The 26282-nt window shown below is 63.7% G+C and carries 24 protein-coding genes and 1 pseudogene; 22 read left to right on the forward strand and 3 right to left on the reverse strand.

The genetic code is table 11. The features are described 5' to 3' along the window. Window positions 1-3 precede the first annotated feature (3 nt). The 10 genes and pseudogenes from AWB81_RS07775 (at window position 4) to AWB81_RS07825 (ending at window position 11304) form a co-directional block, all read left to right on the forward strand. Window positions 4-1008 carry an ABC transporter ATP-binding protein gene (locus AWB81_RS07775; protein ID WP_062633857.1) on the forward strand — a complete coding sequence of 335 codons (1005 nt, stop codon included), beginning with the start codon at window positions 4-6 and terminating at the stop codon, window positions 1006-1008. Then, window positions 1001-1984: a murein tripeptide/oligopeptide ABC transporter ATP binding protein OppF gene (gene oppF, locus AWB81_RS07780; RefSeq protein ID WP_062633859.1), complete on the forward strand. Its 984-nt coding sequence runs from the start codon at window positions 1001-1003 to the stop codon at window positions 1982-1984. The genes AWB81_RS07775 and oppF overlap by 8 nt, the downstream gene beginning before the upstream one ends. Window positions 1985-2224: 240 nt before the next feature. Beyond that, window positions 2225-3099: pseudogene (locus AWB81_RS07785) on the forward strand (OprD family outer membrane porin). A 387-nt stretch (window positions 3100-3486) separates the two neighbouring features. After that, the gene (oxlT, locus tag AWB81_RS07790; protein WP_062633865.1) at window positions 3487-4791 is read left to right on the forward strand and encodes an oxalate/formate MFS antiporter; all 1305 of its coding nucleotides are present in this window, start codon (window positions 3487-3489) and stop codon (window positions 4789-4791) included. Window positions 4792-5333: 542 nt separating this feature from the next. Then, the gene (locus AWB81_RS07800) at window positions 5334-6425 is read left to right on the forward strand and encodes an ABC transporter ATP-binding protein (protein WP_062633944.1); all 1092 of its coding nucleotides are present in this window, start codon (window positions 5334-5336) and stop codon (window positions 6423-6425) included. Further along, window positions 6412-7500: an ABC transporter ATP-binding protein gene (locus AWB81_RS07805; RefSeq protein ID WP_062633869.1), complete on the forward strand. Its 1089-nt coding sequence runs from the start codon at window positions 6412-6414 to the stop codon at window positions 7498-7500. The genes AWB81_RS07800 and AWB81_RS07805 overlap by 14 nt, the downstream gene beginning before the upstream one ends. Next, window positions 7497-8387 (forward strand): carbohydrate ABC transporter permease, encoded by an 891-nt coding sequence (locus tag AWB81_RS07810; RefSeq protein WP_062633871.1) that lies wholly within the window; start codon window positions 7497-7499, stop codon window positions 8385-8387. Before AWB81_RS07805 ends, AWB81_RS07810 begins: the two co-directional genes overlap by 4 nt. After that, entirely contained in the window at window positions 8380-9192 is an 813-nt protein-coding gene (locus tag AWB81_RS07815) for a carbohydrate ABC transporter permease (protein ID WP_062633873.1), read from the forward strand. Before AWB81_RS07810 ends, AWB81_RS07815 begins: the two co-directional genes overlap by 8 nt. Then, window positions 9192-9473, forward strand: coding sequence for a DUF2160 domain-containing protein (locus AWB81_RS07820; RefSeq protein ID WP_062633874.1), 282 nt, complete (start codon window positions 9192-9194; stop codon window positions 9471-9473). Before AWB81_RS07815 ends, AWB81_RS07820 begins: the two co-directional genes overlap by 1 nt. A gap of 88 nt (window positions 9474-9561) precedes the next feature. Next, window positions 9562-11304 (forward strand): ABC transporter substrate-binding protein, encoded by a 1743-nt coding sequence (locus AWB81_RS07825; protein WP_062633876.1) that lies wholly within the window; start codon window positions 9562-9564, stop codon window positions 11302-11304. 419 nt (window positions 11305-11723) lie between these two features. Here the strand turns inward: AWB81_RS07825 and AWB81_RS07830 are convergent, their stop codons facing one another. Both AWB81_RS07830 and hmpA read right to left on the reverse strand, forming a co-directional pair. Next, on the reverse strand, window positions 11724-12941 hold the full coding sequence (locus AWB81_RS07830; RefSeq protein ID WP_062633878.1) for an NnrS family protein: 1218 nt from the start codon (window positions 12939-12941) through the stop codon (window positions 11724-11726). A gap of 22 nt (window positions 12942-12963) precedes the next feature. Next, the gene (gene hmpA, locus AWB81_RS07835; protein ID WP_062633880.1) at window positions 12964-14145 is read right to left on the reverse strand and encodes an NO-inducible flavohemoprotein; all 1182 of its coding nucleotides are present in this window, start codon (window positions 14143-14145) and stop codon (window positions 12964-12966) included. 123 nt (window positions 14146-14268) lie between these two features. On the opposite strand from hmpA, the gene norR reads away from it, so the two are divergent. From norR to AWB81_RS07875, 8 genes are all read left to right on the forward strand, one after another. Next, window positions 14269-15873: a nitric oxide reductase transcriptional regulator NorR gene (gene norR, locus AWB81_RS07840; protein ID WP_062633946.1), complete on the forward strand. Its 1605-nt coding sequence runs from the start codon at window positions 14269-14271 to the stop codon at window positions 15871-15873. Between the two features lie 395 nt (window positions 15874-16268). Further along, entirely contained in the window at window positions 16269-16928 is a 660-nt protein-coding gene (locus tag AWB81_RS07845) for a c-type cytochrome (RefSeq protein WP_062633948.1), read from the forward strand. Between the two features lie 94 nt (window positions 16929-17022). Next, window positions 17023-18267: a c-type cytochrome gene (locus AWB81_RS07850; protein WP_062633950.1), complete on the forward strand. Its 1245-nt coding sequence runs from the start codon at window positions 17023-17025 to the stop codon at window positions 18265-18267. Between the two features lie 7 nt (window positions 18268-18274). Further along, window positions 18275-18448 (forward strand): hypothetical protein, encoded by a 174-nt coding sequence (locus AWB81_RS46390; RefSeq protein WP_087134857.1) that lies wholly within the window; start codon window positions 18275-18277, stop codon window positions 18446-18448. A 10-nt stretch (window positions 18449-18458) separates the two neighbouring features. Next, entirely contained in the window at window positions 18459-19034 is a 576-nt protein-coding gene (locus AWB81_RS07860; protein WP_062633952.1) for a cupredoxin domain-containing protein, read from the forward strand. Next, on the forward strand, window positions 19024-20649 hold the full coding sequence (locus AWB81_RS07865; RefSeq protein ID WP_062633882.1) for a b(o/a)3-type cytochrome-c oxidase subunit 1: 1626 nt from the start codon (window positions 19024-19026) through the stop codon (window positions 20647-20649). Before AWB81_RS07860 ends, AWB81_RS07865 begins: the two co-directional genes overlap by 11 nt. Then, entirely contained in the window at window positions 20646-21446 is an 801-nt protein-coding gene (locus AWB81_RS07870; RefSeq protein ID WP_062633884.1) for a c-type cytochrome, read from the forward strand. Before AWB81_RS07865 ends, AWB81_RS07870 begins: the two co-directional genes overlap by 4 nt. A gap of 114 nt (window positions 21447-21560) precedes the next feature. Next, window positions 21561-22628 (forward strand): NAD(P)/FAD-dependent oxidoreductase, encoded by a 1068-nt coding sequence (locus AWB81_RS07875; RefSeq protein WP_062633886.1) that lies wholly within the window; start codon window positions 21561-21563, stop codon window positions 22626-22628. On the opposite strand, the gene AWB81_RS07880 is transcribed toward AWB81_RS07875, so the two are convergent. Continuing rightward, the gene (locus AWB81_RS07880; RefSeq protein ID WP_062633888.1) at window positions 22621-23172 is read right to left on the reverse strand and encodes an NAD(P)H-dependent oxidoreductase; all 552 of its coding nucleotides are present in this window, start codon (window positions 23170-23172) and stop codon (window positions 22621-22623) included. The genes AWB81_RS07875 and AWB81_RS07880 overlap by 8 nt on opposite strands. An 89-nt stretch (window positions 23173-23261) precedes the next feature. On the opposite strand from AWB81_RS07880, the gene AWB81_RS07885 reads away from it, so the two are divergent. From AWB81_RS07885 to AWB81_RS07900, 4 genes are all read left to right on the forward strand, one after another. Beyond that, complete coding sequence (locus tag AWB81_RS07885) at window positions 23262-24176, forward strand: LysR family transcriptional regulator (protein ID WP_062633890.1); 915 nt, start codon at window positions 23262-23264, stop codon at window positions 24174-24176. A 299-nt stretch (window positions 24177-24475) separates the two neighbouring features. Continuing rightward, complete coding sequence (locus tag AWB81_RS07890; RefSeq protein ID WP_087134858.1) at window positions 24476-24889, forward strand: DUF3331 domain-containing protein; 414 nt, start codon at window positions 24476-24478, stop codon at window positions 24887-24889. Window positions 24890-24940: 51 nt separating this feature from the next. Further along, a complete protein-coding gene (locus AWB81_RS07895) occupies window positions 24941-25648 on the forward strand; it encodes an extensin-like domain-containing protein (protein ID WP_062633892.1) in 708 nt (235 codons plus the stop codon). Between the two features lie 99 nt (window positions 25649-25747). Further along, window positions 25748-26236 (forward strand): hypothetical protein, encoded by a 489-nt coding sequence (locus tag AWB81_RS07900; protein ID WP_062633954.1) that lies wholly within the window; start codon window positions 25748-25750, stop codon window positions 26234-26236. Window positions 26237-26282 lie beyond the last annotated feature (46 nt).

A 26282-nucleotide genomic window follows, 5' to 3' on the forward strand; every position in this document is an offset into this window, starting at 1 on the left:
GCGATGTCGACTTTGCTCAAGGTAAGCGACCTCGAAGTCGCGTTCACCACGCCCGACGCCACTGTGCGCGCAGTCAACGGCGTGAGTTTCGATCTGGAAGAGGGCGAGACGCTCGGCATCGTCGGCGAATCGGGTTCGGGCAAAAGCCAGAGCGTGCTCGCGATGCTCGGCCTGCTCGCCAGCAACGGACGCTCCGGCGGCCGTGCGATGTATCAGGGCGAGAACCTGCTCACGATGCCGGCGAAGGCGCTGAACCGCATCCGCGGCAACCGTCTCTCGATGATCTTTCAGGACCCGATGACTTCGCTCAATCCGTACCTGACGATCGAGCGGCAGATGACCGAAGTGCTGGAGCTGCACACGAACATGACGCGCCGCGCGGCGAAAACGCGCGCGATCGGCATGCTCGAAGCCGTGCGCATTCCAGAGGCGGCGCATCGGATCGACCAGTATCCGCACGAGCTTTCGGGCGGGATGCGCCAGCGCGTGATGATCGCGATGGCGCTCCTGTGCGAACCGCAAGTGCTCTTCGCCGACGAGCCGACGACCGCGCTCGATGTCACCGTGCAGGCGCAGATTCTTCAGCTGCTGCGCAATCTCCAGCACGACTTCGGCACGGCCATCGTGCTGATCACGCACGATCTCGGCGTGGTGGCGGGTCTGTGCGAGAAGGTGATGGTGATGTACGGCGGCCGCGTGATGGAGCACTGCCGCGCGACCAACCTGTTCGCGCGGCCATCGCATCCGTACACGATCGGACTGTTGCGCGCGCTGCCGCGTCTCGATCAGAACGGCGCCGCGTTGCAGGGCATTCCCGGCAATCCGCCGAACATGGCGCATCCGCCCGCGGGCTGTCCGTTTCAGGAGCGCTGCGTCGATGCGAACGCGCGCTGCGGCGAGCGCGCGCCTGCGCTTGAACCCTTGCACGGCGATTCTGACTGGCTGCGCGCGTGCTATCGCCCCATCGAACAGATGAAGTCGCTGCACGAGGAGGTGCGTCATGTCTGAGCCAACCATTCTCTCCGTGCGCGACGTTCAGGTGCATTTCAAGGTGAAGGGCAAGAGCCGGCTGCCGTGGGCGCCTTCGCGCACGCTCAAAGCCGTCGACGGCGTCAGCTTCGACCTGAAGGCGGGCGAAACGCTTGGCGTGGTCGGCGAATCGGGCTGCGGCAAGTCGACGCTTTCACGCGCGATCCTCAACCTGATTCCCGCGACGCAAGGCGAGATCGTGTGGATGGGCAAGACGCTCTCCGGCGCGTCACCGCGTGCGTGGCACGACGTGCGCCGCGACATCCAGATGATCTTTCAGGGCCCTCTTGCGTCGCTCGATCCGCGCATGACGGTCGGGCAGATCATCGCGGAGCCGCTGCGCGAGCATCGCCCGGGGATGTCGAAGGACGAGATGATGCAGCGTGTGCGCGCGATGATGGCGAAAGTCGGTTTGCGCGAGCAGATGATCAACCGCTATGCGCACGAATTTTCCGGCGGCCAGTGCCAGCGCATCGGCATCGCGCGGGCGCTGATCGTGGAGCCGAAGCTCGTCGTGTGCGACGAGCCGGTGTCCGCCCTCGATGTGTCGATTCAGGCGCAGATCGTCAATCTGCTGAAGTCGCTGCAGTCGGAGATGGGCCTTGCGCTCATCTTCATCGCCCACGATCTGGCCGTGGTCAAGCACATCTCCGATCGCGTGATGGTCATGTATCTCGGCCACGTGATGGAACTCGCCGACAAGCATTCGCTCTATGCCGAGCCGCGCCATCCGTACACGCGCGCGCTGCTGTCGGCGGTGCCGGTGCCCGATCCGGCAATCGAGCGCCGCAAGGTCGTGCAGGTTCTCTCAGGCGATATCCCAAGCCCGATCAGTCCGCCTTCCGGTTGCGTGTTCCATACGCGCTGTCCGATTGCCGAGGCGCGCTGCGCGATCGAAACGCCCGCGCTGCGGGCGCTCTCGGACAGTGCGGCGGCGGCGTGCCTGCTGGCCTGATCCCTTCATTACCCGACGAACTGTGGAAGCCATGAACTAAAGAACGACCCGCCTCAGACCAACCCGTCCCTTGTCGTCGCCATCGATGCCCCGACCTTCACCGGTCGCCGGGCACGGCTTCGTGCATTCCATCGATTTGCAACGGCGTTAGCAATCAGTTGAAACAAGAAAAGTGGAGATCCATCCGTGAAAAAACAAAAGCATTCACTCGCGTTGTCGATTTTGCTGTTCAGCGGTTTAATGGCGGGGACGGTTCTCGCGCATGCCGACGAAACCGAAACCGATCCGCCTTCGCGCCATACCGAAGCGCCGCCGAGCTCACCGCCGAATACCGAAGCCGATGCGCCGATCAGCAATCAGGCGAAATCGAATGGATTTATCGAGGACGCGCATTTCAAGCTGCTTTTCCGCTCCTATTCGGAGCATTTCGAAATGGAAGGCGCCAAGAACAAGGATGCGTGGGTTATCGGCAATCAGGCGGTTTTCGAATCGGGTTATACACGCGGATTGTTCGGCGTCGGTTTTGATGCTTCGCTTTTCAGTGCACTGAAACTGAACGGCGGGCAGGGCGCGGGTAATCGCGTGCACTTGAATGCAGATGGCACCGGACAGAATCAGGTCGCCTGGACGTATCCGGGTGTGTGGGACGTGAAGGCGCGCATACGGTGCAGGTCGGATTCCAGCAAATCGCCAGCAATCAGTTCTTCGATTATGTCGGGCAGTCGGCGGGCGACTATCTGTCGAATTCGCTCGACGTCGATTACAACGCGCCGCATGAAAAGTCGTTGAGCCTGTCGTATTCGCTCAATTTCAAGGATTACGGTGTGCCCGGGCTGAAAATGACGATGTGGACGGCCTATGGCTGGGGAGCAGACGCAACGGATTCCGCGAATCGTTATGCCGATCCGAATAGCTCGCTCCACGATCTCTATTGGAAAAACGGCGAACCGGTACACGGCACGCATTACGAATTCGGCGTAATCCCGAGCTATACGGTCGCGAGCGGAAAACTGAAGGACACCTCGGTCAAGCATCACCACGGCAGCAAGTACTACTCCGACAGTACCAGCGACGTCTGTCGCCGGATGGTGAATGTGCCGGTGAACGTATTCTGACCTTACAGCGCTGAAAGGGGCTTGGAAGCATGCCCGAAACTGCAGCGACGATCATCCTAGGGAAACCTACAATCACAAACTTTAGCATTACAACAAGCTTTCGACTATAACGTGAGTGCGTGCCGTGGATCGCCATGTCTCGCGTCACGTCTCAGGCCCGTCAGGCTTTCCTGCGGGCCTTTTTTTTCGCCCCGCCAATTTTGTTAAGCGCATGCTTTCAAAACCTTACGTTGAAGGGTTTCCTAGTGAAAACCCCATCGATTCTTTCGCTTGACTTACTTGATATATCACATACTGTGTATATCTAATCGCTCAGGAAAATTGGGCAAGACGGAGGGTGCCGCTCGGCATCTCGAACGACAAGGCAATACGCCAAGGAGACAGGCAATGGAAACGGAACGTCAGGCAGGAGCGTCGCGGCTGGCTTCGCCGTGGGTACAACTCGTATTCGGCGTGATCTGCATGGCCATGATCGCGAACATGCAGTACGGCTGGACGCTGTTTGTGAACCCCATCGATGAAAAGTACCACTGGGGACGCGCGGCCATTCAGGTCGCGTTCACGATTTTCGTGGTGACCGAAACCTGGCTCGTGCCGATTGAAGGCTATCTCGTCGACAAGTACGGACCGCGTCCGGTGGTCGTCATAGGCGGCCTCTTGTGCGCGATCGCGTGGGTGATGAACTCCTATGCCTCGTCGCTGCCGATGCTGTATTTCGCGGCAGCCGTTGGCGGCGTGGGCGCGGGCGCGGTGTACGGCACCTGCGTCGGCAACGCGCTCAAGTGGTTCCCGAATCGTCGAGGGCTCGCGGCCGGCATTACTGCGGCGGGCTTCGGCGCGGGGTCGGCGGCGACCGTCGTGCCGATCGCGCACATGATCAAGAGCAGCGGCTACGAACAGACGTTCCTCTGGTTCGGCCTCGGCCAGGGCATCATCGTGTTCCTGCTCGGCATGGCGCTCTTCGCGCCGCCCGCCAGCATGCTCGCTCCGGCGAAGAATGCGCTCAAGCGCGCCGTCTACAACGCGAGTCCGAAACAGGTGCTTACGTCGCCGATCTTCTGGGTCATGTACCTGATGTTCGTGATGATGGCGGCAGGCGGCCTGATGGCAACCGCGCAGCTCGGCCCGATCGCCAAGGACTTCGGCCTGCACGATTCGCCGGTGTCGATCCTCGGCCTGACGCTGCCCGCGCTGACCTTCGCGCTCACGATCGACCGCGTGCTCAATGGTCTGACGCGTCCGTTCTTCGGCTGGGTGTCGGACCGGATCGGCCGGGAAAACACGATGTTCATCGCGTTCGCGGTCGAGGCGGTCGGCATCATGATGCTGTCGAAGTACGGGCACAGCCCGGTGGCGTTCGTCGTGCTGACGGGCATCGTGTTCTTCGCCTGGGGTGAAATCTACAGCCTCTTCCCGGCGACTTGCGGCGATACCTTCGGACCGAAGTTTGCCGCGACCAACGCGGGCCTGCTCTACACCGCGAAGGGGACCGCCGCGTTGCTGGTGCCGTTCAGCAGCGTCATCACGACGATGACCGGAAGCTGGCACGCGGTGTTCACGCTGGCCGCCGGAATGGCGGCGCTCTCGGCCCTGCTCGCGATCTTCGTGCTCAAGCCGATGCGCAACGCCCACGTGCAGAAGCATTCACGCGGGGACGTCGACATGTCATACGCAACGACCGTAAAGGACTGACGCGGTTCGCTCTTTTAAGCCTCTTTAAGCTTTTCCCTCGCGGCGGACGCTCACGGCGTCCGCCGTGTTCGTTTACAGCGAGCCTGTCATATACGCGAGAACGCGCCGCCCGATTACACTTGCCTTCGTTCCTCGTCAGCCTTTCGTGGGTCGAGGACGCATGGATTCGTATGGTTAACCCCGATTTCAACGTAAACGAACAAAAAGGAACATGCTCCTTGTTGTTTTGGGTTCCTTTTTGAAAATCAGGGCCACGAACGCAGCATCGGTGTCCAAATAAAAAACGAACGAGACATGGATGAACCATATGCCCAGCAGCACCTCTGGCCGCCGTCCGAGCGGCTCCTGCCCGTGCGTTGCCCGAGCCGGCCCGAGCGCCGCCTCGGCCGCCCGTCTGCTCGACACCTGAATTCACGCGACGGCTCCCGCGCCCTGTGCGGGCCGTTTCGATGAACGCCATCTGGCGTCGGGCCGTCGACGACGCGCGCACGGCCATCGGTGGTAGCGCGGGCAGCAAAACAGGCATCCACAAGGAGCGCAACTTGGTCTTGGAACTGGAGCGGGTCACCGTCGTTGCAGGCGGACAGACGCATCTCTATGGCGTCGATCTGAGCCTCACGCCGGGCGCGATCAACGTGCTGCTCGGGCCTACGCAGGCCGGCAAGACGACGTTGATGCGCGTAATGGCCGGCCTCGACAAGCCGACGAGCGGCCGCGTGCTCGTCGACGGACGCGACGTGACGGGCGTCGGCGTCAGACAGCGCAATCTCGCGATGGTCTATCAGCAGTTCATCAACTATCCGGCGATGACCGTGTTCGAAAACATTGCGTCGCCGCTCAGGCTGCAAGGCATCGCCGCGAAAGAAGTCAATGCGCGCGTGAACGAAGTCGCCGGGAAGCTTCATATAGAGCACTTGCTCACGCGCCGTCCCGGCGAGTTGTCGGGCGGGCAGCAGCAGCGCTGCGCGCTGGCGCGGGCGCTGGTGAAGCGCTCGTCGCTCGTGCTGCTCGACGAACCGCTCGTCAATCTCGACTACAAACTGCGCGAGGAACTGCGCGCCGAACTCGCGACGCTCTTCGCCGACGGCAAGACGACCGTCGTCTACGCGACCACCGAGCCGCTCGAAGCGCTGCTGCTCGGCGGCTATACGGCGATCGTCGACAAGGGTCGCGTACTGCAGTACGGCCGCACGCTCGACGTCTACGACGCGCCCGCGACCGTCGACGTCGCCGCCGTCTTCAACGATCCGCCGATGAACATGCTGACGAGCGACATTACCGCCGAAGGCCTCGCGCGCCTGCCGATCGGCGTCGATGTGCCGGTGCGTGTGAACGCGGGCGGCGGCATCTGCCGCATCGGCTTTCGTCCCGGACATTTGCGGCTTGCGGCACGCTCGCCGCGCGCGATCGCCGTGCCGTGCCGGCTGGAACTCGCCGAACTGAGCGGCTCGGAAACCTATCTGCACTTGCGCACCAAAACCGGCGGCATCGATCTCGTCGCGCAGTTGCAGGGCGTGCATCAGATCGCGCTCGGCACCGATCTCGACGTGTTCATCAACCCAGCCGAACTCTTCGTATTCGACAAGGACGCGAAGCTCGTGTCCCACCCGGAGGCGAGCCATGGCGCGCATTGAGTTCCAGAATCTCGCGCACGCGTATCGCCCGAACCCGGCGACGCTTGATGACTACGCGCTCCAGCCGATGAGCATGGTGTGGGAGGACGGCGGCGCGTATGCGCTGCTCGGGCCGTCGGGATGCGGGAAATCGACGCTGCTCAATATCGTCTCGGGCCTCGTGACGCCGTCCGAAGGCAAGGTGCTCTTCGACGGCCGCGACGTGACCGCGCTCTCGGCACGCGAGCGCAACATCGCGCAGGTATTTCAGTTCCCCGTGATCTACGACACGATGAGCGTCTTCGACAATCTCGCGTTCCCGCTGCGCAACCGCAAGCTGCCTCCGGCCGAAGTGAAGGCGCGCGTGCACGAGGTCGCGGAGATTCTCGACATGACGCGCGAACTGGGACGCAAGGCGAGCAACCTTGCGGCCGATGCCAAGCAGAAGATCTCGCTCGGGCGCGGCCTTGTGCGCAAGGACGTTGCGGCGATTCTCTTCGACGAGCCGCTCACCGTCATCGATCCGCACATGAAGTGGATGCTCAGGCGCCAGTTGAAGAAGATCCACCACCAACTGAAGCTCACGCTGATCTACGTTACGCACGATCAGGTCGAAGCGCTCACGTTCGCGGACGAAGTCGTCGTGATGACCAATGGCCGTGTCGTGCAGAAGGGCGGACCGGAGGCGCTGTTCCTGAGCCCGGATCACGCATTCGTCGGCTATTTCATCGGCAGTCCGGGGATGAACCTCTGCCCGATCTCGCTCGATGCCGATGCCGTGAAGGTCGGCTCGCAGCGCCTGCACGTCGACGGCAACACGCTCGCCACGCTCAAGAGCGCGAACGGCGAACTGAAGCTCGGCATTCGTCCCGAGTTCACACGTATCGCGGCAAGCGAAGAGCCCGGCGCGGTGAAGGCGCGGCTGCTGCGCGCACAGAGCCTCGGCAACTACCAGCTCGTCACCGCCGATTGCGACGGCCACGTGTTCAAGGCGAAGGTCGAAACGCACGTGACGCTCGCCGAAGGGCCGGTCTGGCTGCGGCTCGCCGCGCCCGAAACCGTGTTCTTCAGCAACGACGAAAGGATCGGACGATGAAGCCCATCAATCAGAAGGCGTGGCTCCTGGTCGTGCCGGTGTTCATCTGCGTCGCGTTTTCCGCGGTGCTGCCGCTGATGACGGTCGTGAACTACTCGGTGCAGGACATCATCAGCCCGACGCAACACGTGTTCGTCGGCACCGAGTGGTTCCGCAACATCATCAACGATTCGGATTTGCGCGGCGCGCTCGGCCGTCAGGTGATCTTTTCGCTGTGCGTGCTGCTGCTGGAAATACCGCTTGGCGTCGGACTCGCGCTTGCCATGCCTGCGACGGGCTGGCGCGCGTCGGCCGCGCTCGTGATTCTCGCGATGCCGCTTTTGATTCCATGGAACGTCGTCGGGACGATCTGGCAGATTTTCGCGCGGCCCGATATTGGCCTGCTCGGCTACTGGCTCAATCATGCGGGCATCGACTACAACTACACGGCGAGTCCTTCGGACGCGTGGGTCACGGTGCTCGTGATGGACATCTGGCACTGGACGCCGCTAGTCGCGCTACTGTGCTACGCGGGCCTGCGCGCGATTCCGGATGCGTTCTATCAGGCGGCGGAGATCGATGGCGCGAGCCGCTTCGCCGTGTTCCGCTATATCGAATTGCCGAAGATGCGCGGCGTGCTGATGATCGCGGTCCTCCTGCGCTTCATGGACAGCTTCATGATCTACACGGAGCCTTTCGTGCTGACGGGCGGCGGTCCCGGCGATTCGACCACGTTCCTCTCGCAGTACCTGACGCAAAAGGCGGTGGGCCAGTTCGATCTCGGCCCGGCCGCGGCGTTTTCGCTGATTTACTTCCTGATCATCCTCCTGCTCTGCTTCATTCTCTACAACTGGATGGAGCGAGTGGGCAAGGGCGGTCCGTCGACGACGGGAGACGACCATGCGTGACGACCGCCGCTGGATGCGCACGCTGACGATCGTCGTCTACATTCTCTTCGCGCTGATCCCGCTCTACTGGATGCTGTCGATCTCGCTGCGCACGAATGAAGAAACGCTCTCTGCGTTCTCGACGTTCCCGCGCCAGATCACCTTCGAGAACTACAAGGTCATCTTCACCGATCCCTCGTGGTACTGGGGCTACATCAACTCGATCATCTACGTGCTGATGAACATGGTGATGTCGGTACTGGTCGCGCTTCCGGCGGCGTACGCGTTTTCGCGCTACCGCTTTCTCGGCGACAAGCACATGTTCTTCTGGCTGCTCACGAACCGCATGACGCCGCCGGCCGTGTTCCTGCTGCCGTTTTTCCAGTGGTATTCGAGCGTCGGTTTGATGGACACGTATGTGGCCGTCGCGCTCGCGCACATGCTCTTCAACGTGCCGCTCGCCGTGTGGATTCTCGAAGGCTTCATGTCGGGCGTATCGCGCGAGATCGACGAGACCGCGTATATCGACGGCTATTCGTTCCCGGCCTTCTTCATCAAGATCTTCCTGCCGCTCATCAAGTCGGGCGTCGGCGTGACGGCGTTCTTCTGCTTCATGTTCAGCTGGGTCGAACTGCTGCTCGCGCGCACGCTCACCACCGTGAACGCAAAGCCGATCGCCGCCGTGATGACGCGCACGATCTCGGCCGCGGGCATGGACTGGGGCGTGCTGTCGGCGGCGGGCGTGCTGACGATCATTCCCGGCGCGCTCGTCATCTATTTCGTGCGCAACTACATCGCGAAGGGCTTTGCGATGGGGAGAGTCTGATGATCACCTGGATGTACTGGACGCCCGAAGTCGCGATCTTCTTCGCGTGCATCGCCGTGATGCTGGCCGGCATGACGGTCTGGGAAATCCGCTCGCCGACGGTCGAGCGCAAGGGCTTCCTGCCGATCGCGACGACGCGCGGCGACCGCCTGTTCATCGGCTTGCTGACGGCGGCGTATCTCAATCTGGCGTGGATCGGCGTGAGCGCGGAGGGCGCGAGCGCGTGGCCGGGATTTGCAGTTTCGATGCTCGTGCTCGTCGGGATCATGTGGAAGGGCTAGCAGTCCGATATCCGGTTATCCGGTTCCGTTGTTACCCCGAACGGGGGCCGGCAGATGATCCAAGGGGTGAGAGAGTGAGGAGAAGACAATGAAACACAGGAGACGGATCGTCGCGCTTGCAGTCGGAGGCATCTTCGCGGGGGCGCTGGCGAGTGGCGCCGCGCTTGCGGATACGGCAGCGGCGCAGAAGTGGATCGACAGCGAGTTTCAGCCGAGCACGCTTTCGAAGCAGCAGCAGATCGACGAGATGAAGTGGTTCATCGATACAGCGGCGAAGCTCAAGTCGCAGGGCGTGAAGGAAGTGCACGTCGTATCGGAGACGCTCGACACGCACATGTACGAGTCGAAGACGCTCGCCAAGGCGTTCACGGAGATCACTGGCATCGCGGTCAAGCACGACATCATCCAGGAGGGCGATGTCGTCGAGAAACTGCAGACGTCGATGCAGTCGGGCCAGAGCATCTACGACGGCTGGATTTCGGACTCGGACCTGATCGGCACGCACTATCGCTATGGCGTGATCATTCCGCTCTCCGACTACATGGAAGGCGAGGGCAAGGCCTTTACCAATCCGGGCCTCGACATCAAGGACTTCATCGGCACGAGCTTCACGACCGCGCCCGACAAGAAGCTCTATCAGTTGCCGGACCAGCAGTTCGCGAACCTCTACTGGTTCCGCGCCGACTGGTTCGCGCGCAAGGACCTGCAGGACAAGTTCAAGGCCAAGTACGGCTATGACCTCGGCGTGCCGGTCAACTGGAGCGCTTATGAAGACATCGCCGATTTCTTCACGAACGACGTGAAGACCATCGACGGCGAGAAGGTTTTCGGTCACATGGATTACGGCAAGAAGGACCCGTCGCTCGGCTGGCGCTTCACGGACGCGTGGCTCTCGATGGCAGGCGAAGCCGACAAGGGCATCCCGAACGGTCTGCCCGTCGACGAATGGGGCATTCGCGTGACGCCGGACGGCTGCCATGCGGTGGGCGCGTCGGTGTCGCGCGGCGGCGGCACGAACAGCCCGGCTGCCGTGTATGCAACGACCAAGTACATCGACTGGCTCAAGAAATACGCTCCACCCGAGGCATCGGGCATGACGTTCAACGAAGCCGGCCCCGTGCCCGCGCAAGGCAAGATCGCGCAACAGATCTTCTGGTACAGCGCGTTCACGGCGTCGATGCTCAAGCCCGGCAACGTGACCAACGCGGACGGCACGCCGAAGTGGCGCATGGCGCCGTCGCCGCACGGCCCGTACTGGAAGGATGGCATGCAGAACGGCTATCAGGACGTCGGCTCGTGGACCTTCTTCAAGTCGACACCCGCCAACCAGCGCGCGGCCGCGTGGCTCTACGCGCAGTTCGTGACGTCGAAGAGCGTGTCGCTGAAGAAGTCGATCGTCGGTCTCACGTTTATCCGCGATTCGGACATTCATAGCGACTACTTCACGAAGAACGCGGACAAGTACGGCGGCCTGATCGAGTTCTATCGCAGCCCGGCGCGCGTTGCATGGACGCCGACCGGCAACAACGTGCCCGACTATCCGAAGATGGCGCAGCTGTGGTGGAAGAACGTCGCGACGGCGGTCGCGGGTGAGAAGACGCCGCAAGCCGCGATGGACAACCTCGCGAAGGAAATGGACCAGGTGCTCGCGCGTCTGCAGCGCGCCGGCATGAAGGTCTGCGCGCCGCAACTGAACGCGGAGAGCGATCCGTCGAAGTGGCTGTCGGACCAGCACGCGCCGTGGAAGAAGCTCGCCAACGAGAAGCCGAAGGGCGAGACGGTGAAGTACGAAGAGTTGCTGTCGGCGTGGAAGAGCGGCAAGGTACGCTGAGTCATCCACGAATCGGCGACGCAATGTAAAACGGGCGACCCGGCAGGTCGCCCGTTTTTTTATATGAGCACGCGCATCGCGCGGTTGGCCCGCCGCGTCTGGAAGTTTCCCTGGATGCGCGTTGACGCTGCTGCCGGCAGGTGGTCTCCTCGTCCGTTTTATCCGAGCGTTACCGGCGCGAGCGGTTGTTCATTTCGGCACGATGCGCGTGGATTGAATCCCCGATCCACCTGTCACAGCGACTCTTGCGCTCATGCCTTTCTCCAGTGCGTTGCGTTTTTTGCCGGGTTACCGGTCGTTGAACCGATGACCCAGTATCTCCGCTCGGAAGGCCCGCGAGAACCCGGCGCGCGCAGGGAGCGCGCGCATATTCGGAGGACTGGCGAAAGTAGGGGCTTTGTTTGTCGATGCAAGCCGCGTCAACCTGGCTTGCCGTCCGCGCGAGGACGCCAGAGCGGCCGCGCATAGCTCCACAGGTAGACCGCGAAACCGAGCGCCCAGCAAGTGCCCGCAATCTCGATCCAGGTCATGGTGAAGTGCGGTGCGAACAGCGGGCCGAACACGCGCAACGCCGATCCGGCCATGACGAGCACGTAGCTCGCGATATCGCGTTTATCCGCGACGAGTGGCCTGCCCGTGTGTCCACGCGCGGTGCGCGTGACCATCGCGATGATCGCGCCGCCGATCACGCCGGCCGTGAACGCGTGCGTCGCGATTGTGTGCGTTACGTGGCCGGCCGCGCTCAGCGCGAGCAGCGCGAAGCCGAGCGGAATCCACGCATACGCGAGATGCAGCACCGCGAGAATCGCCGGACCGCGCACGCGGTACGAACGCCATCCGATGAGCCTTGCCACATGCGTCGCGCATGCGGCAGCCGCGAGCAGCAGGACGACGCGTGAATCGATTGCGGCGGCATCGGCGAAGAGCGCCAGCACGGTGACGGGCCCGACTGCGAGTTCGACCGGCCGCCACTTTCTCGCTACGAAGCCGGGAATCGCGTTGGCGGTGAACATCGGAATCACGCGCCCGCCGATCACGCTGACGAGCAGCACGACGATGCCCGCGGAGGCGTAGACGCAACGCATCGCGAGGTCGACGCGTCCGCTGATCGTGAAGACGTGGAAGGCGGCATCGAGCGCGCCGAAGACGAAGAGCACCGGCACGATGAAGTAGTTGCGCCGGTTGCCGGCCTGCATCAGCACACGCAACAGGACGAGCGCCGCGACCGGCATGAACGCGCTGTCGACGATCGCGGCGGGCACCGCCGGACCGCTCCACACGAGCACGCGCGCCGCGAACCACAGTGCGACGAGCGCAGCGAGCGAGGCGCCTTGCGCGGTGTTGCGCCCGGTCCACGCGCGCACGGCGGTCAGAAGAAAGCCGACAACGACCGAGCCCGCGAATCCGAACAGCATCTCGTGCGCATGCCAGCCGACCGGGCTCGACCGCAGCAAGTAGCCGCCGCTCACCGGCACACCGCCGAGCACGAGCAGCCACACGGCGAGCGCCGTTGCCGCGCAAGCCGCGCCGCACAGGTAGAACGGCCGGAAGCCGAGGTCGAACAGTGCAAACCGCTTGAGAGGCTGGTGCTTGCCGGGCGGCGGGACGTACACGGTCGCGGGCTCTTGAATCTTCATTGCGACGTTCCCCGGTTGCTCGTCATTCCAGCGCCGCTGCCGGCCCGAAGAACTCGTAGCGGGTCTGCGATTCCGGCACGCCGAGCGCCTTCAGATGCTTCTTCACTGCCTTCATGAAAGCAGCCGGTCCAAGGAAATACGCATCGACGTCGCGCGTTTCGGGCAGCCACTGGTACAGGCGCGCTTCGTCGATATGGCCGAAACCGTGCGCGTGATCGTCTTCGGGGCGGCGATGTTCGTAGCAATAGAAGCGCTTCAACTGCGGATGACGCTGCGCCAGCGCTTCGATGTGATCGCGGAACGCATGCACGCCGCCGTGGCGCGCCGAATGGATGAAATGCACTGCGCGCTTGGTCGCGAGCGCGGCCTGCAGCATCGCGAGCGTCGGCGTGATGCCGACTCCGCCGCTGATCAGGACCAAGGGCTTCTCGTTGTGCTCGAGCTTGAAATCGCCCGACGGTGCGAAGAGTTCCAGCGCGTCGTTCTCATGCACGTTCGCATGCAGATGGTTCGATACCTTGCCGTTCGGCTCGCGCTTCACGCTGATGCGATACTCGCGCCCGTTCGGCGCCGCCGAGAGCGAATAGTTGCGGCGCACTTCCTCGCCGTCGATGACAAGCCGCAAGCCGATGTACTGGCCCGGATGGAAGTCGAGCAGTTCGCCGCGGTCGTCGGGGCGGAAGTAGAAGGACGTGATCTCGTCGCTTTCCTGCACCTTGCGCGCGACGCGGAACACGCGCGTGCCGCGCCATCCGCCCGGCGCCTGTTCCTTCTCGCTGTAGATATTTTCCTCGAGTCCGATCAGGATGTCGGCGAGCTGGTTGTAGGCCGCACCCCACGCCTCGATGACGGCATCGGTGGCGATCTCCTCGCCGAGCACTTCGCGGATCGCCCTGAGCAGCGAACGTCCGACAATCGGATAATGCTCCGGCAGAATATTGAGCGCGACGTGCTTGTTGATGATCTGCGAGACGAGGCCGCCGAGCTTGTCGAGATGGTCAATGTGGCGCGCGTACATCAGCACGCCGTTCGCGAGCGCGCGCTGCTGCGCGCCGCTCGCCTGGTGCGCCTGATTGAAGAGCGGGCGCACTTCGGGATTCTCGTCGAGAAGCATCTGGTAGAAATGCCGGGTGAGCGCTTCGCCGCCGCTTTCGAGCAGCGGAACAGTGGCCTTGACGATTGCACGGTGTTCGGGTGACAGCATCTGTGAGTCCTCGCATTGGTTTTGCGTTGCCGGGCCGACGACCCGGGTTGGATTAGCGAATACTCCTATCCACGATTCGTGCCAGATTAGAATGCCAAACGAATCAATGAGTTATAATAGATGATGGTCAATCGGACTCTGGTCAATAAGACTCCTTTCGTAGTCGATTCGACTGCAAAAGACTTGCTCGACGCGCTTGTGCCGCTGATGCAGGACCTGTCGCGCGATCTCTCCGACACGGAGCGCTACCGGCGGCTCCTGCAGAGCCTGCGCGCGCTTTTTCCGAGCGACGCGACCGCGTTGCTGCGCCTGGACGGCGACACGCTGGTGCCGCTCGCCATCGACGGCCTCACGAGCGACACGCTCGGCCGGCGCTTTCGCGTTGCCGAGCATCCGCGCTTTGCGCAGTTGCTCGCGCAATCCGGACCAACGCGCTTCGCCGCGGACTCGGATCTGCCCGATCCCTACGACGGTCTCGTGAAGGGCGTCACCGGCGATCTCGAAGTGCACGATTGCCTCGGGTGTCCGCTTTTCATCGGCGGCCGGCCGTGGGGCCTCCTGACGCTCGACTCACTCGATCCGGCGCGCTTCGACAGCGTCGACACGGGTTCGCTCGAAGCATTCCTGAGTCTCGCCGCGGCGACGGTGAGCGTGGTCGAGCGCATCGATTCGCTCGCGCGCACGAGCGAGGAAGAGCACGAACGCGCTGAAGCGTACCGGCAGGCGAGCGCGCCGAGCCATCGCGAGATGATCGGCGCAGGTAAACAGCACAAGCGTTTGCAGGACGAGATCGCGATCGTCGCGAAGAGCGACCTGACCGTGCTCGTCACGGGCGAGACGGGCGTCGGCAAGGAACTGGTCGCGAGTGCGATCCACGCGCTCTCGCCGCGCGCGGGCAAGCCGCTCATCAGCGTGAACTGCGCGGCCCTGCCCGACACGCTCGTCGAAAGCGAGCTGTTCGGACACGTGCGCGGCGCGTTCTCGGGCGCTTCGTCGGACCGGCGCGGCAAATTCGAACTGGCCGACGGCGGCACGCTCTTTCTCGACGAAGTGGGCGAACTGCCGCTCGCCGTGCAGGCAAAGCTGCTGCGCGTGCTGCAGAACGGGCAACTACAGCGCATTGGCTCCGATAACGAACATACCGTCGATGTGCGGCTGATCGCCGCAACCAATCGCGATCTCGCGCATGAAGTGCGCGAAGGGCGTTTTCGCGCGGATTTCTATCATCGGCTGAGCGTGTATCCGCTCGTCGTGCCGCCGCTGCGCGAGCGAGGACGCGACGTCCTGCTGCTCGCGGGATATTTCCTCGAAGAGAACCGCTGGCGGCTCGGTCTCCAGAGCCTGAGACTCGCCACCGATGCGCAGACGGCTCTGCTCGGCTATGCGTGGCCCGGCAACGTGCGGGAACTGGAACATCTGGTCGGCCGTACGGCCCTGAAGGCGCTTGCGGCGCATCCGGAGCGGCCGCGCATCCTCACGCTCCAGGCCGCCGACTTCGGCTTGTCCGACGCAAGCGAAGGTTTGATTTCCGCGCCTCCGGAGGGCTCCGCGCCGAAAGCCGGCTCGCCGGCGCAGCAGGACTTTCGCGGCGCGGTGACGTCGTTCGAACGCACGCTGCTCCTCGACGCGCTCGCGCGCCATGACCAGACCTGGGCAGCGGCTGCGCGCGAACTGGGCATGGACCGCGCCAATTTGAATCGACTGGCGAAACGGCTCGGCCTCAAATAACTGTCGAGCCGAATAGAAATTGATGTACATCAAAGAATCGCATCAAAGTCTGGGCAAATTCCCATCGACCATTGTTGCCCGCATCAAAAAAGTGGTATTGATTATTCAAGTACCAAGCGATGCGCGCTTTGGTCACGGGTAGTTTCAGAGTTTTGGCATTCTCGATTGCAGCATTGATGCTGGCAATTTTTGACGAGTCTTCTAAGATCAGTTAAGCAAGGGGTACCCGTAATCGTTTTTCGTAGTGCCTTAAGACAAGCCTGTTGCCGGATCGCCGCAATTGCCGACGCTCCAGATGCAACGGATCGAACATGGCAAATCGAAACGGGGGACACGTGGGAAGACGCAGCGCCCTTTTCGTATTCGTGATCCATGCGGTCCTCGCGTTCTTCAGCATGAACGCCTTCGGCGCCGACGCGACGAACGAGCGCGCGCCCGACACGATGGCGGCACGCGTGCTGGCCTGCGCCGCTTGCCACGGCCCGCGCGGCGAAGGCACCGACAACGACTATTTCCCCCGCCTCTCCGGCAAGCCCGCCGGCTATCTCTACAACCAGCTGCAAGCGTTTCGCGACGGACGCCGCAAGTATCCGCCGATGAACTACCTGCTCGCCTATCTTCCCGACGCCTATCTGCACGACATCGCCAATTACTTCGCGGCCGAACGTCCGCCGTTTCCGCCGCCGAGCGCCGTGACCGTCGATGCGAAGACGCTCGCGCTCGGCAAGGCCATCGTCACGCAGGGCGATCCGTCGCGCAAGATTCCTGCGTGCGTCTCGTGCCATGCTGCCGCGATGACCGGCATGGAGCCCGCCGTTCCGGGCTTGCTCGGCCTGCATGCGGACTACCTCAGCGCGCAACTCGGCGCATGGCGTTACGGCACCCGCAGCGCGCTCGCGCCCGATTGCATGAAGAAGGTCGCCTCGCAGTTGAGCGACCGCGACATCACGGCGGTCGCGGGCTTTCTCGCGTCGCTGCCTGCGCCCGCGAATCCGGTGCCGGTCGCCGCCGGTTCGCTCAAGATGCCGCTCGCCTGCGGCAGCGTCCCCAACTAGCGGAGGAAGAGACGTGCTCATCGACGTGCCCGGTCTCCGACGCCTGCAACTGCCATCGGTCCGTGCGCTGATCCGGACGATCGGCGCGCTGGCGATGTCCGGCGCGCTGATCGCCGATGCCGGCGCGCAGTCGACCGCACCGAAGGCACCGGCAGCCGGTGCGAAGGGCGATGCAGCGCAGATCGCGCGCGGCGAGTACCTTGCGCGCGCGGGCGATTGCGTCGCGTGCCACACGCTGCCGGCGGGCAAGGTGTTCGGCGGCGGCCGTCCGATGGACACGCCTTTCGGCACGCTCTTCACGCCGAACATCTCGTCCGACAAGGCGACCGGAATCGGCAACTGGACCGCCGCCGAGTTCTACACGATGATGCACACGGGCAAGTCGCGCGACGGCGAGCTGCTCTATCCCGCGATGCCGTTCGGCTCGTACACGAAGGTGACGCGCGCCGATTCCGATGCGATCTACGCTTACCTGATGTCCACGACACCGGTGAACCAGCCGAATCGTGCGCATGAGTTGCGCTTTCCGTTCAACAAGCGCCAGTTGCTGATCGGCTGGCGTTCGCTCTTTTTCCGCCAGGGCGAATACGAGCCCGATCCAAAGCAGTCGGCGGAATGGAATCGCGGCGCGTATCTCGTCGAAGGTCTCGGGCATTGCTCGATGTGCCACACGGCGATCAACGCGCTCGGCGGCAACGTCGCGTCGAAGGCGTTCGAAGGCGGGCTGATTCCGCTGCAGAACTGGTACGCGCCTTCGCTCACGTCGAACAAGGAAGCCGGTCTCGGCGACTGGAGCATCGACGACATCGTGGGTCTCCTGCACGCGGGCATCTCGAATCGTGGCGCGGTCTACGGGCCGATGGCGGAAGTCGTCTACAACAGCCTGATGTACCTGACCGAAGACGACGTGCGCGCGATGGCGGTCTATCTGAAGGCGCTCCCGCAGCGTTCCGGCGACAAGGCCGAGCCGCCTACCCCGGCCGTCACCGAGGCGCGCAACGACCTCGCGCCGCTCGGCAAGAAGGTCTACGACGCGCAATGCGCGCTGTGCCACGCCGCCGAAGGACAGGGCAAGCTGCCGCACTTCCCGCCGCTCGCGAACAACCAGTCGATCGTGATGAACTCGGCGGTCAATCCGATCCGCATGGTGCTCAACGGCGGCTATCCGCCCGGCACCTTCAAGAACCCGAAGCCGTATGGCATGCCGCCGTTCGCGCAGTCGCTGTCGGATGTGGAGGTGGCGGCGGTCGTCACGTATATCCGCACGGCGTGGGGTAATCGCGGCGCGGCCGTGAGCGTGAAGGAAGTGAACGAACTGCGCTCGGCGCCACTTTATTGAGGACGTAATGAGCAAGCCATTCTCCGAGAGGGACGCAAGCGATGAAGCCGCCGTCGACGAGATCGTCGCGAGCGGGCCGACGGGCGCCATCGCGCTCGCGAGCATCGCGACGGCGATCGTCGTCGGCCTGTGGTTCGCGTTCTACTTCCTCGTCTTCCTGCCTCGCGGCGTGATTCACTGAGGCCAAGCACATGGCGACGAACCCTCCGCCGTCACATTCGCACGAAGTCGCCGAGCGCATCGAAAAGCGCTGGGCGATGGTCGTGATCGCGATCGTCACGGTGCTCGTCGCGATGGTGATCTTCACCGGCCTGAACTGGGCGATGATGCCGCCGTCGCGCGTCGAGACCGTGCGGCCGGAGACGCTGCACGTCTCCGGCGAATTCATCGAGAGCAATCTCGGCAGCGCGGTGGAAGCGGATGGCTCGGTGACCGTGCGCATCGTCGCGCAGCAGTACTCGTTCACGCCCCAGTGCCTCCTCGTTCCCGCCGACACCCCGATCACCTTCCGCGCGACGAGCTCGGACGTCGTGCACGGCTTCCTCATCACGAACACGAACATCAACTCGATGCTCGAACCGGGCTACATCGCGACGTTCAAGACCACGTTCAACAAGCCGGGCGACCATCTGATGCCGTGCCACGAATACTGCGGCGTGGGGCATCAGGGCATGTGGGCGCATGTCAAGGTGATCGACAAGTCGGCCTTCATGCAGATGGCAGCCGCCCTGCCGGCGAATTCGCGGAGGTTGAGCTGTGTTAAATAGCAAGCGACTCGTTCTCGCGCACTTCTGGCTTGCGTTTGCGGCGTTCGGCATCGCGCTTCTGCTCGGTGCATGGCAGATGTACGTGCGCAGCCCGCTGCATCCGTGGCTGCAGGACGCCGAGATCTACTATCGCTCCGTCACGGCGCACGGCTCGGCGATGGGCTACGTGTTCCCGACGCTCATCGCGATGGGCTTCGGCTATGCAGTGAGCGAACTCGCGCTCAAGAAGGCGCTGATTGGCGCACGCTGGGCGTGGGCGGGCTTCGTTCTGGTCGCGGTGGGGTCGGTCGTCGCGATGGTGCCGGTCGCGATGGGCCTTGCGTCGGTCCTCTACACGTTCTATCCGCCGATGATCGGCAGCGTGTTCTATTACATCGGCGTGGTGCTCGTGGTGGTCGGATCGTGGATCTGGGTCGCGCTGATGTCAGTGAACCTGAACGCATGGAAGCGAGAGAATCCGGGGCGCCCGGTGCCTCTCGCGATGTTCGCGACGGTGGCCGGCGCCTACCTCTGGGGCTGGACGGCGGTGGGCGCTGCGCTCGAAATCCTGTTCCAGATCCTGCCTGTCGCGCTTGGGCTGAAGAGCACGATCGATGCGGGACTCGCACGCGTCTTCTTCTCATGGACGCTGCACGCGATCGTCTATTTCTGGCTGATGCCTGCCTACATCGCGTACTACACGATCATCCCGCGTGCGATCGGCGGGCGTCTCTACAGCGATTCGATGGCGCGCATCTCGTTCATCCTGTTCCTCGTGGTATCGATGCCGATCGGCATTCACCATCTTTTCGCCGATCCGCAGGTCGGTTCGGGCTTCAAGTTCATGCACTCGGTGTTCACGGCGCTCGTCGCGGTGCCGACGCTGCTGACCGTGTTCACGATCTGCGCGTCGGTGGAGATCGCGGCGCGGCTGCGCGGCGGTCATGGCGCGCTCGGCTGGATTCGCGCACTGCCGTGGCACAACCCGATGATGCTCGCCGTCGCGTTCTCGTTCGTGATGCTCGGCTTCGGCGGCGCGGGCGGCATCATCAACATGAGCTATCAACTCGATTCCACGATCCACAATACGCAGTGGATCACCGGCCACTTCCATCTGATCTTCGCGGGCGCGATCGTCATCATGTACTTCGCGATTGCGTACGACCTGTGGCCGCATCTCACGGGACGCGCGCTCGCGAACGTGAAGCTGATCCGCGCGCAACTGTGGCTGTGGTTCATCGGCATGATCGTGCTGACGTTTCCGTGGCACTACGCGGGCATCCTCGGCATGCCGCGCCGCATGGCCTTCTACGACTATACGAATCCCGAGATCGCGGCGCAGGCGTTCTCGGTAATCCTCTCGGTGATCGGCGGCTTCATCCTCGTCGCGTCGGCGGTGCTGTTCTTCATCGTGCTGGTCCAGGCGCATCGCGGCGAGCGCATCGTGCCCGAGGAGTTTCGCTTCAGCGTGGCCGTGCATGAGCCGCGCACGATTCCGGTCGCGTTGAACGGCTTCGCGCTCTGGCTCGCGCTGATGATCGGCCTCACGCTCGTCAACTACGGCTATCCGATCGCGCAGTTGATGACGCGCTCGGAAACGTCGGTGCCGGCCGTTCCCATCGGAGCGCAGCGATGAGCGACGAACGCCTCTTCTCGATCGGCAATCCCTGGTTCAAGGCGAGCGTCGCCGCGACGGTGGGGCTCGCGCTGGTGTCGGCGATAGTCGGCTTCGTATGGCTGCCGTCGGCGCAAAGCGACGCGCCGTTCAAGGGCATCTGGAATGCGATCTGCAGTGCCGCGGGCGTGCCGCAGCAATGGTACGGCGGCGGAGAACCGGTGGCGCCGAAGGTGAAGCTGAGTTCGGTCGAAGTGACGCCGCAACTGCTCGCGCATCCGAGCGCGAATTCGGTCGGTCGCGGCGCGACGCTCGCACTCCGCTGCACAATGTGCCACGGCGAACGCGGCATGAGCGATGCGAATTCGCCGAATCTCGCGGGGCAATATGCGGTCGTGATCTACAAGCAGTTGCTCGATTTCCAGCGCGGCGTGCGGACCAACGCCGTGATGTCGCCGATGGCGATGAACCTGAGCGACCAGGACATGCGCGATCTCGCGGCGTATTACGCGAGCCTGCCGAGGCCGCCTGCGCAGCGCCACGTGAGCGAGGCGAACGCACCGGCCATCGTCGCGCACGGGTCGCCGATGCGCAATATCGCGCCGTGCGCGGCGTGTCACGGCGGCATCGACAGCAAGGCGGGCAGCCCGTGGCTCGACGGCCTGCCGGCTGCCTACACGAAGGCACAACTGCATGCATTTGCAAGCGGCGCGCGCAGCAACGACATCAACGAACAGATGCGCAACGTCGCGCGCAACATGACGCCGGAGGAGATCGACGCGGCCGCCGAATACTACGAGGGCGTCAACGCACGCTGATCGGGCACGGACGTTCGTCCACACCGGTTGCGGTGTTATCGTTGCCCGCGCGAGGTGCGTTCTGTATCTTGGGCTTGTCGAAACCGTAGTCGAAGACAAGGCCAGGTACAACGAATGGAAGCCGAAGCAACCTCCGACGCGCACGAAGACCCGCGCGCGCCGATACGAACCGACGTCCTGATCGTCGGCGCAGGGCCGGTGGGCCTCTTCGCCGCGTTCGAAGCGGGCGTGATCGGGCTCTCATGCCAGATCGTCGATGCGCTCGGACGCGTCGGCGGGCAGTGCATCGAGCTGTATCCCGACAAACCGATCTACGACATTCCCGCGATTCCCTCGTGCACCGCGCGCGAACTCGTCGAGCGGCTGATGCAGCAGTGCCGCCCGTTCGATGTCCCGATCCACCTCGATCAGCGCGTGATGGACCTGACGCAGCGCGACGACGGCCGATTCACCGTGCGCACCGAGCAGGGCATGACATTCGACGTGGCGGCGATCCTGATCGCGGCCGGCAACGGCGCGTTCCAGCCGCAGCGCCTGTTGCTCCCCGAAGCGACCGCGCTCGAAGAGCGTCACGTGTTCTACAGCGTCGCGCGGCTCGCGGATTTCGCCGACAAGAACGTGGTCGTCGCGGGCGGCGGCGACTCCGCGCTGGACTGGGCGCTCGCGCTCTCCAACGTCGCGAAACGCCTGGCGCTCGTGCATCGCCGCAACGGTTTCAGCGCGACGGCTTCGTCGGTCGACAGCATGAAGGGGGCGGTCGCGGCAGGCAAGATGGACTTCGTCGTCGGGATGATCGGCGGGCTGAATGCGCCAGAAGGCGCGCTGCAGTCGGTCGCGGTCAAGCAGGTCGAAGGCAGCGCCGAGATTCCCGCCGACATGCTCGTCGTGCTTTATGGCCTCGTCGCGGACCTGGGCCCGATTGCGAACTGGGGACTGGACATTCGCGGCGGGCGCATCGAGGTCGATACGTCGAACTACGAGTCGTCGCGCCAGGGCATCTTCGCGGTCGGCGACATCGCCAATTATCCGAACAAGCAGAAGCTGATTCTGTCGGGCTTTCACGAAGCGTCGCTCGCATTGCGCAAGGCTTACGCGTACGCGTATCCCGAGAAAAAGCGCGTGCACGTGCATTCCAGCTACGACGCGAAGCTCGCCGAGCGCGTGCAGGCGACCGCTACGTAGCCGCGTTCAGCGCGATCCATTCTCCAAGCCGCGCGGCGTAACTGTCGCCTGCGGCACGCAACGCGCGTTCATCGAGCTTGTCTGCGGCATAGAGCAAGTGCGGCGCCGACCAGGGCAGGCCGCACCGATGCGCGCTCGCCTCCAGCGGCCGCAGCAATTCTTCAAGCGGGAAGAGATTGACGCCCTCACCGGAATAGGCCGCCGGCACGTTGCCAGCGGTCGCAGCAACCATGAGCGGCGTGCCTTCCAGCCTGCGTCCCTCGCTTTCGTACGAAAGATAGAACATGCGCGTCAGCACGGCGTCCTGCCATGCCTTGACGAGTGGCGGCGTCGAGTACCACTGCACCGGAAACTGAATCACGATGCGATCGGCCGAAAGAAGCCGCGCGACTTCGCGATCCGCGTCGATCTGCTGCGCGGGATAAAGCGCGTACATGTCCGCGATTTCGACGCCGGGCAGCGTGCGCGCCGCTGCGAGCCACGCGCTGTTCGCACGCGAACGCGAGAGATAGGGATGAAAGACGAGTATGGATGTGCCGGGCATAAAAGACTCCGCAAGTGAACGTGCGTCCAGCATGCGGCTGTCACGAAAATTACTCCAACGGATAGTTGATATGACCTAGTATTGACGGCATGAATCTCCGAAGCGTCGATCTGAATCTGCTGGTCGTCCTCGAAGCGCTGCTCGACGAAGCGCACGTCACGCGCGCGGCCGACCGGCTCGGCTTGTCGCAGCCTGCGATGTCGAACGCGCTCGACCGCTGCCGTCATCTGTTTCGCGATCCGCTGCTCGAACGTGGACGGGGCACGATGCGCCTCACGCCGAAAGCGGAGAGCCTGCGCGCGCCGCTTGCGAACCTGCTGGCCGAAGTGCGGGCAGTGCTCGCGCCGCCTTCCACCGACCTGTCGACGCTCGCGCAGACCGTGCGCATCGTGATGGCCGATTTTCCCGCCATCGCCGTGACGGGGCCGTTGCACGCGGCGCTGCAGGAGACGGCGCCCGGCATCGATGTGGTGGTCCAGCCGTGGCATGGCGCCGAGGCCGCGCTCGATCAACTGGCGAAGGGCGCGGCCGATCTCGCGGTATCGATTTTTCCGGCGCTCGGCGCGCCGTTTCGCTGCACGCATCTGCTGGACGAGCACTATGCCGTGGTGATGCGCGAGGGCCATCCGGCCGCGCGCGCGTTCGATCTCGACGCCTGGTTGCGCTATCCGCACGTGCTCGTATCGGGCCGCGGCGAAACGCACGGCGCGCTCGACGACGCATTGCGCAAGCATGGCAGGACGCGCCGTGTGGGCATGGTCGTGCCGAGCTTCGTGATGGTGCCCGCGCTGCTCGCGAACTCCGACCTCATCGCCATGATGCCGAGCCGCGCGCGGCCGTCGCCCGACGACGGGGCATTCGCGAGCTTCATGCCGCCGATTCCCGTCGACGGCTTTCCGCTGCATCTCGCCTGGCACGCTCGACGCGACGACGACCCGGGTGTCCAGCATGTCGCGGGCATCGTTGCGCGGCTGTTGGGCGGGGAACGGGGATCGGCGGAATAACGCATCGCGCCGCCCGTTGTTCCAATATGCGAGACGATCGGCGTACGCGTTCGCGGCGGCCCGAGGGCACGCATGGCGCCGCGAGATTTATACTTCCGGAGCATGGCGCTGATATTTCTTACGCGGTAAGGTATGGCCTCGCAGCGCATCATATCGTCGACTACATAACAACTTCCTTTGCCCGCCGGATTCGCGCGACGCATTCGTGCCGCCGGCGCTGCCGCTTCATTTCGGCTTGCAGTCAATGCCCGGTGCGTGCATGCGCCGGGTCTTCCTGATCTGACGAGAAGAGGTGCCACATGGATGGACGAATCATCGGTATCGATCCCTGGTCGCAGACGGTCGGCTGGCTGACGTTGCAGTCGGCCGCGACGAACGCACGTGCACGCGACCCGCAGCGGGAGAATGAAACGGCCGCGAGGCGGGGGCCGTGCGCAGGCGACGCGCCCGCGCATGCAAACGTCGCGGTGAGCGTGATCGACCGGCCGACATCAAGCACTGCTACGGTCGCGTGGTGCGACCCGCGTTCGTGCCGGTATGGCGATCAGGTCTGGCGCGCGAGCGTCGCACGGCAGCCGGGCGTCTGCGCGCTGAGCGGCAGGAGCATCGGCCGGGGTGACGCCATTTATCGGCCGCGCGCGTGCCGGCCTTCGCCGCTCAACGCGGGCGCGATGATTCTCGCGACGGTCGTCGAGGACGTCCCGCGCGGCTAGACGGGCACGCGGCGTGCTCCGTGGTCCCGTCTTCATCGGACTACGGAGGCAATGGTGAGCGCGCGCATCGTCGGGTGGCTGCTGCTTTTGCTGGTGGCGGGAGCGACGGCTTTCGGCTACGCGGTGTATCTGGGTCGCGTCGCGGTGCCGGATCGATGGAACCCGTTCGCGCCGCTCGACGTGCGCGAGCTGCGGGGCCCGCTCACCGCGCTCAAGCTGTGGCGCACGGTCCACGATCGCGATCTGTGTATGGCGACCCTTGACCGCTCGGGCGTCGCGTTTCGTCCAGTCGCCGATTCGACGACACCCGCCGGTTGCGAACTCAAAGATGTACTTCGCATGACGCATTCCGATGCCGATTACAGCGGCCCGTTTCTCGCGACGTGCCCGCTCGCAATCGGCATGGCGTTCTTCGAGCATCAATATCTGCAGCCGGCGGCGGTCGAGATTTTCGGACAGCGCGTGCGGCGCATCGAGCACGTCGGCAGCTTCGCGTGCCGCAACGTGAACAGCCAGGAAGAAGGCTCGCGCAGCCAGCACGCGAGCGCCAATGCAGTCGATCTAGCGGCCTTCGTTCTCGAAGGCGGGCGGCGCATCACGCTCGCGCGCTGGAACGACGGCTCCAGCGATGCGGCATTCCTCAAGCGCGTCCACGACGGCGCGTGCCATGCGTTCAACACCACGCTCGGGCCGGACTACAACGCGCTTCACCGGATGCACTTTCACGTCGACATGGGACCGTACCGTATCTGCCGATAGCGCGGTCGCGCACATACTCGCGGACCGATGGCGAGCGGGTTCGTTAAAATCACGCAGTCACTCGACGTAATCAGCAACGTGAATCAATCAGAGGCCGCAATGGACGATCCCTACGAACGACGTGCTTTACTTCTCCATCTCGGCGATGTGCTGGAAGCGATCTTCTGCCTGTCGAAATGCGCCGATAGCCGGACGAGCATCGGCGAGGCGCTGCAAAAGGACGATGCTCTGGTGAGCTTTGCCATCCTTAATCATGTTGATGCCGCGATGCATCCGCAGGACTTCATCCGGCGCGCGACGGGCGCGTTCTTCGTATGGCCGAAGGCGCTGCTCGACGAAACCCTCAACCGGCGATTGCTGGCTCACACGGTGCAGCATGATCTCTTCGCGGGCAATGAAGCCGGATGGAACGCTTATCTGAGCGAACGGCGCAAGGACGTGCCGTGGTTCGGCGAAGACTTGCCAGAAGTGCCGGACGCGAACGACGCCGCGGTCGGAGAACCGGACGCTGCAACGGCATCGGCGGCCGAGACCGAAGAAGCGAAGTCTTCGCGATATTCGACGTGGCCCTGGCCCGCGAACGAGTAATGCTTCTCTCGCCGGCGCGTCTCGCATGCGTGCCGGCCCTTTGCCG

This window comes from Caballeronia arationis (assembly GCF_001544975.2).
GTDB classification, from domain to species: Bacteria; Pseudomonadota; Gammaproteobacteria; order Burkholderiales; family Burkholderiaceae; genus Caballeronia; species Caballeronia arationis.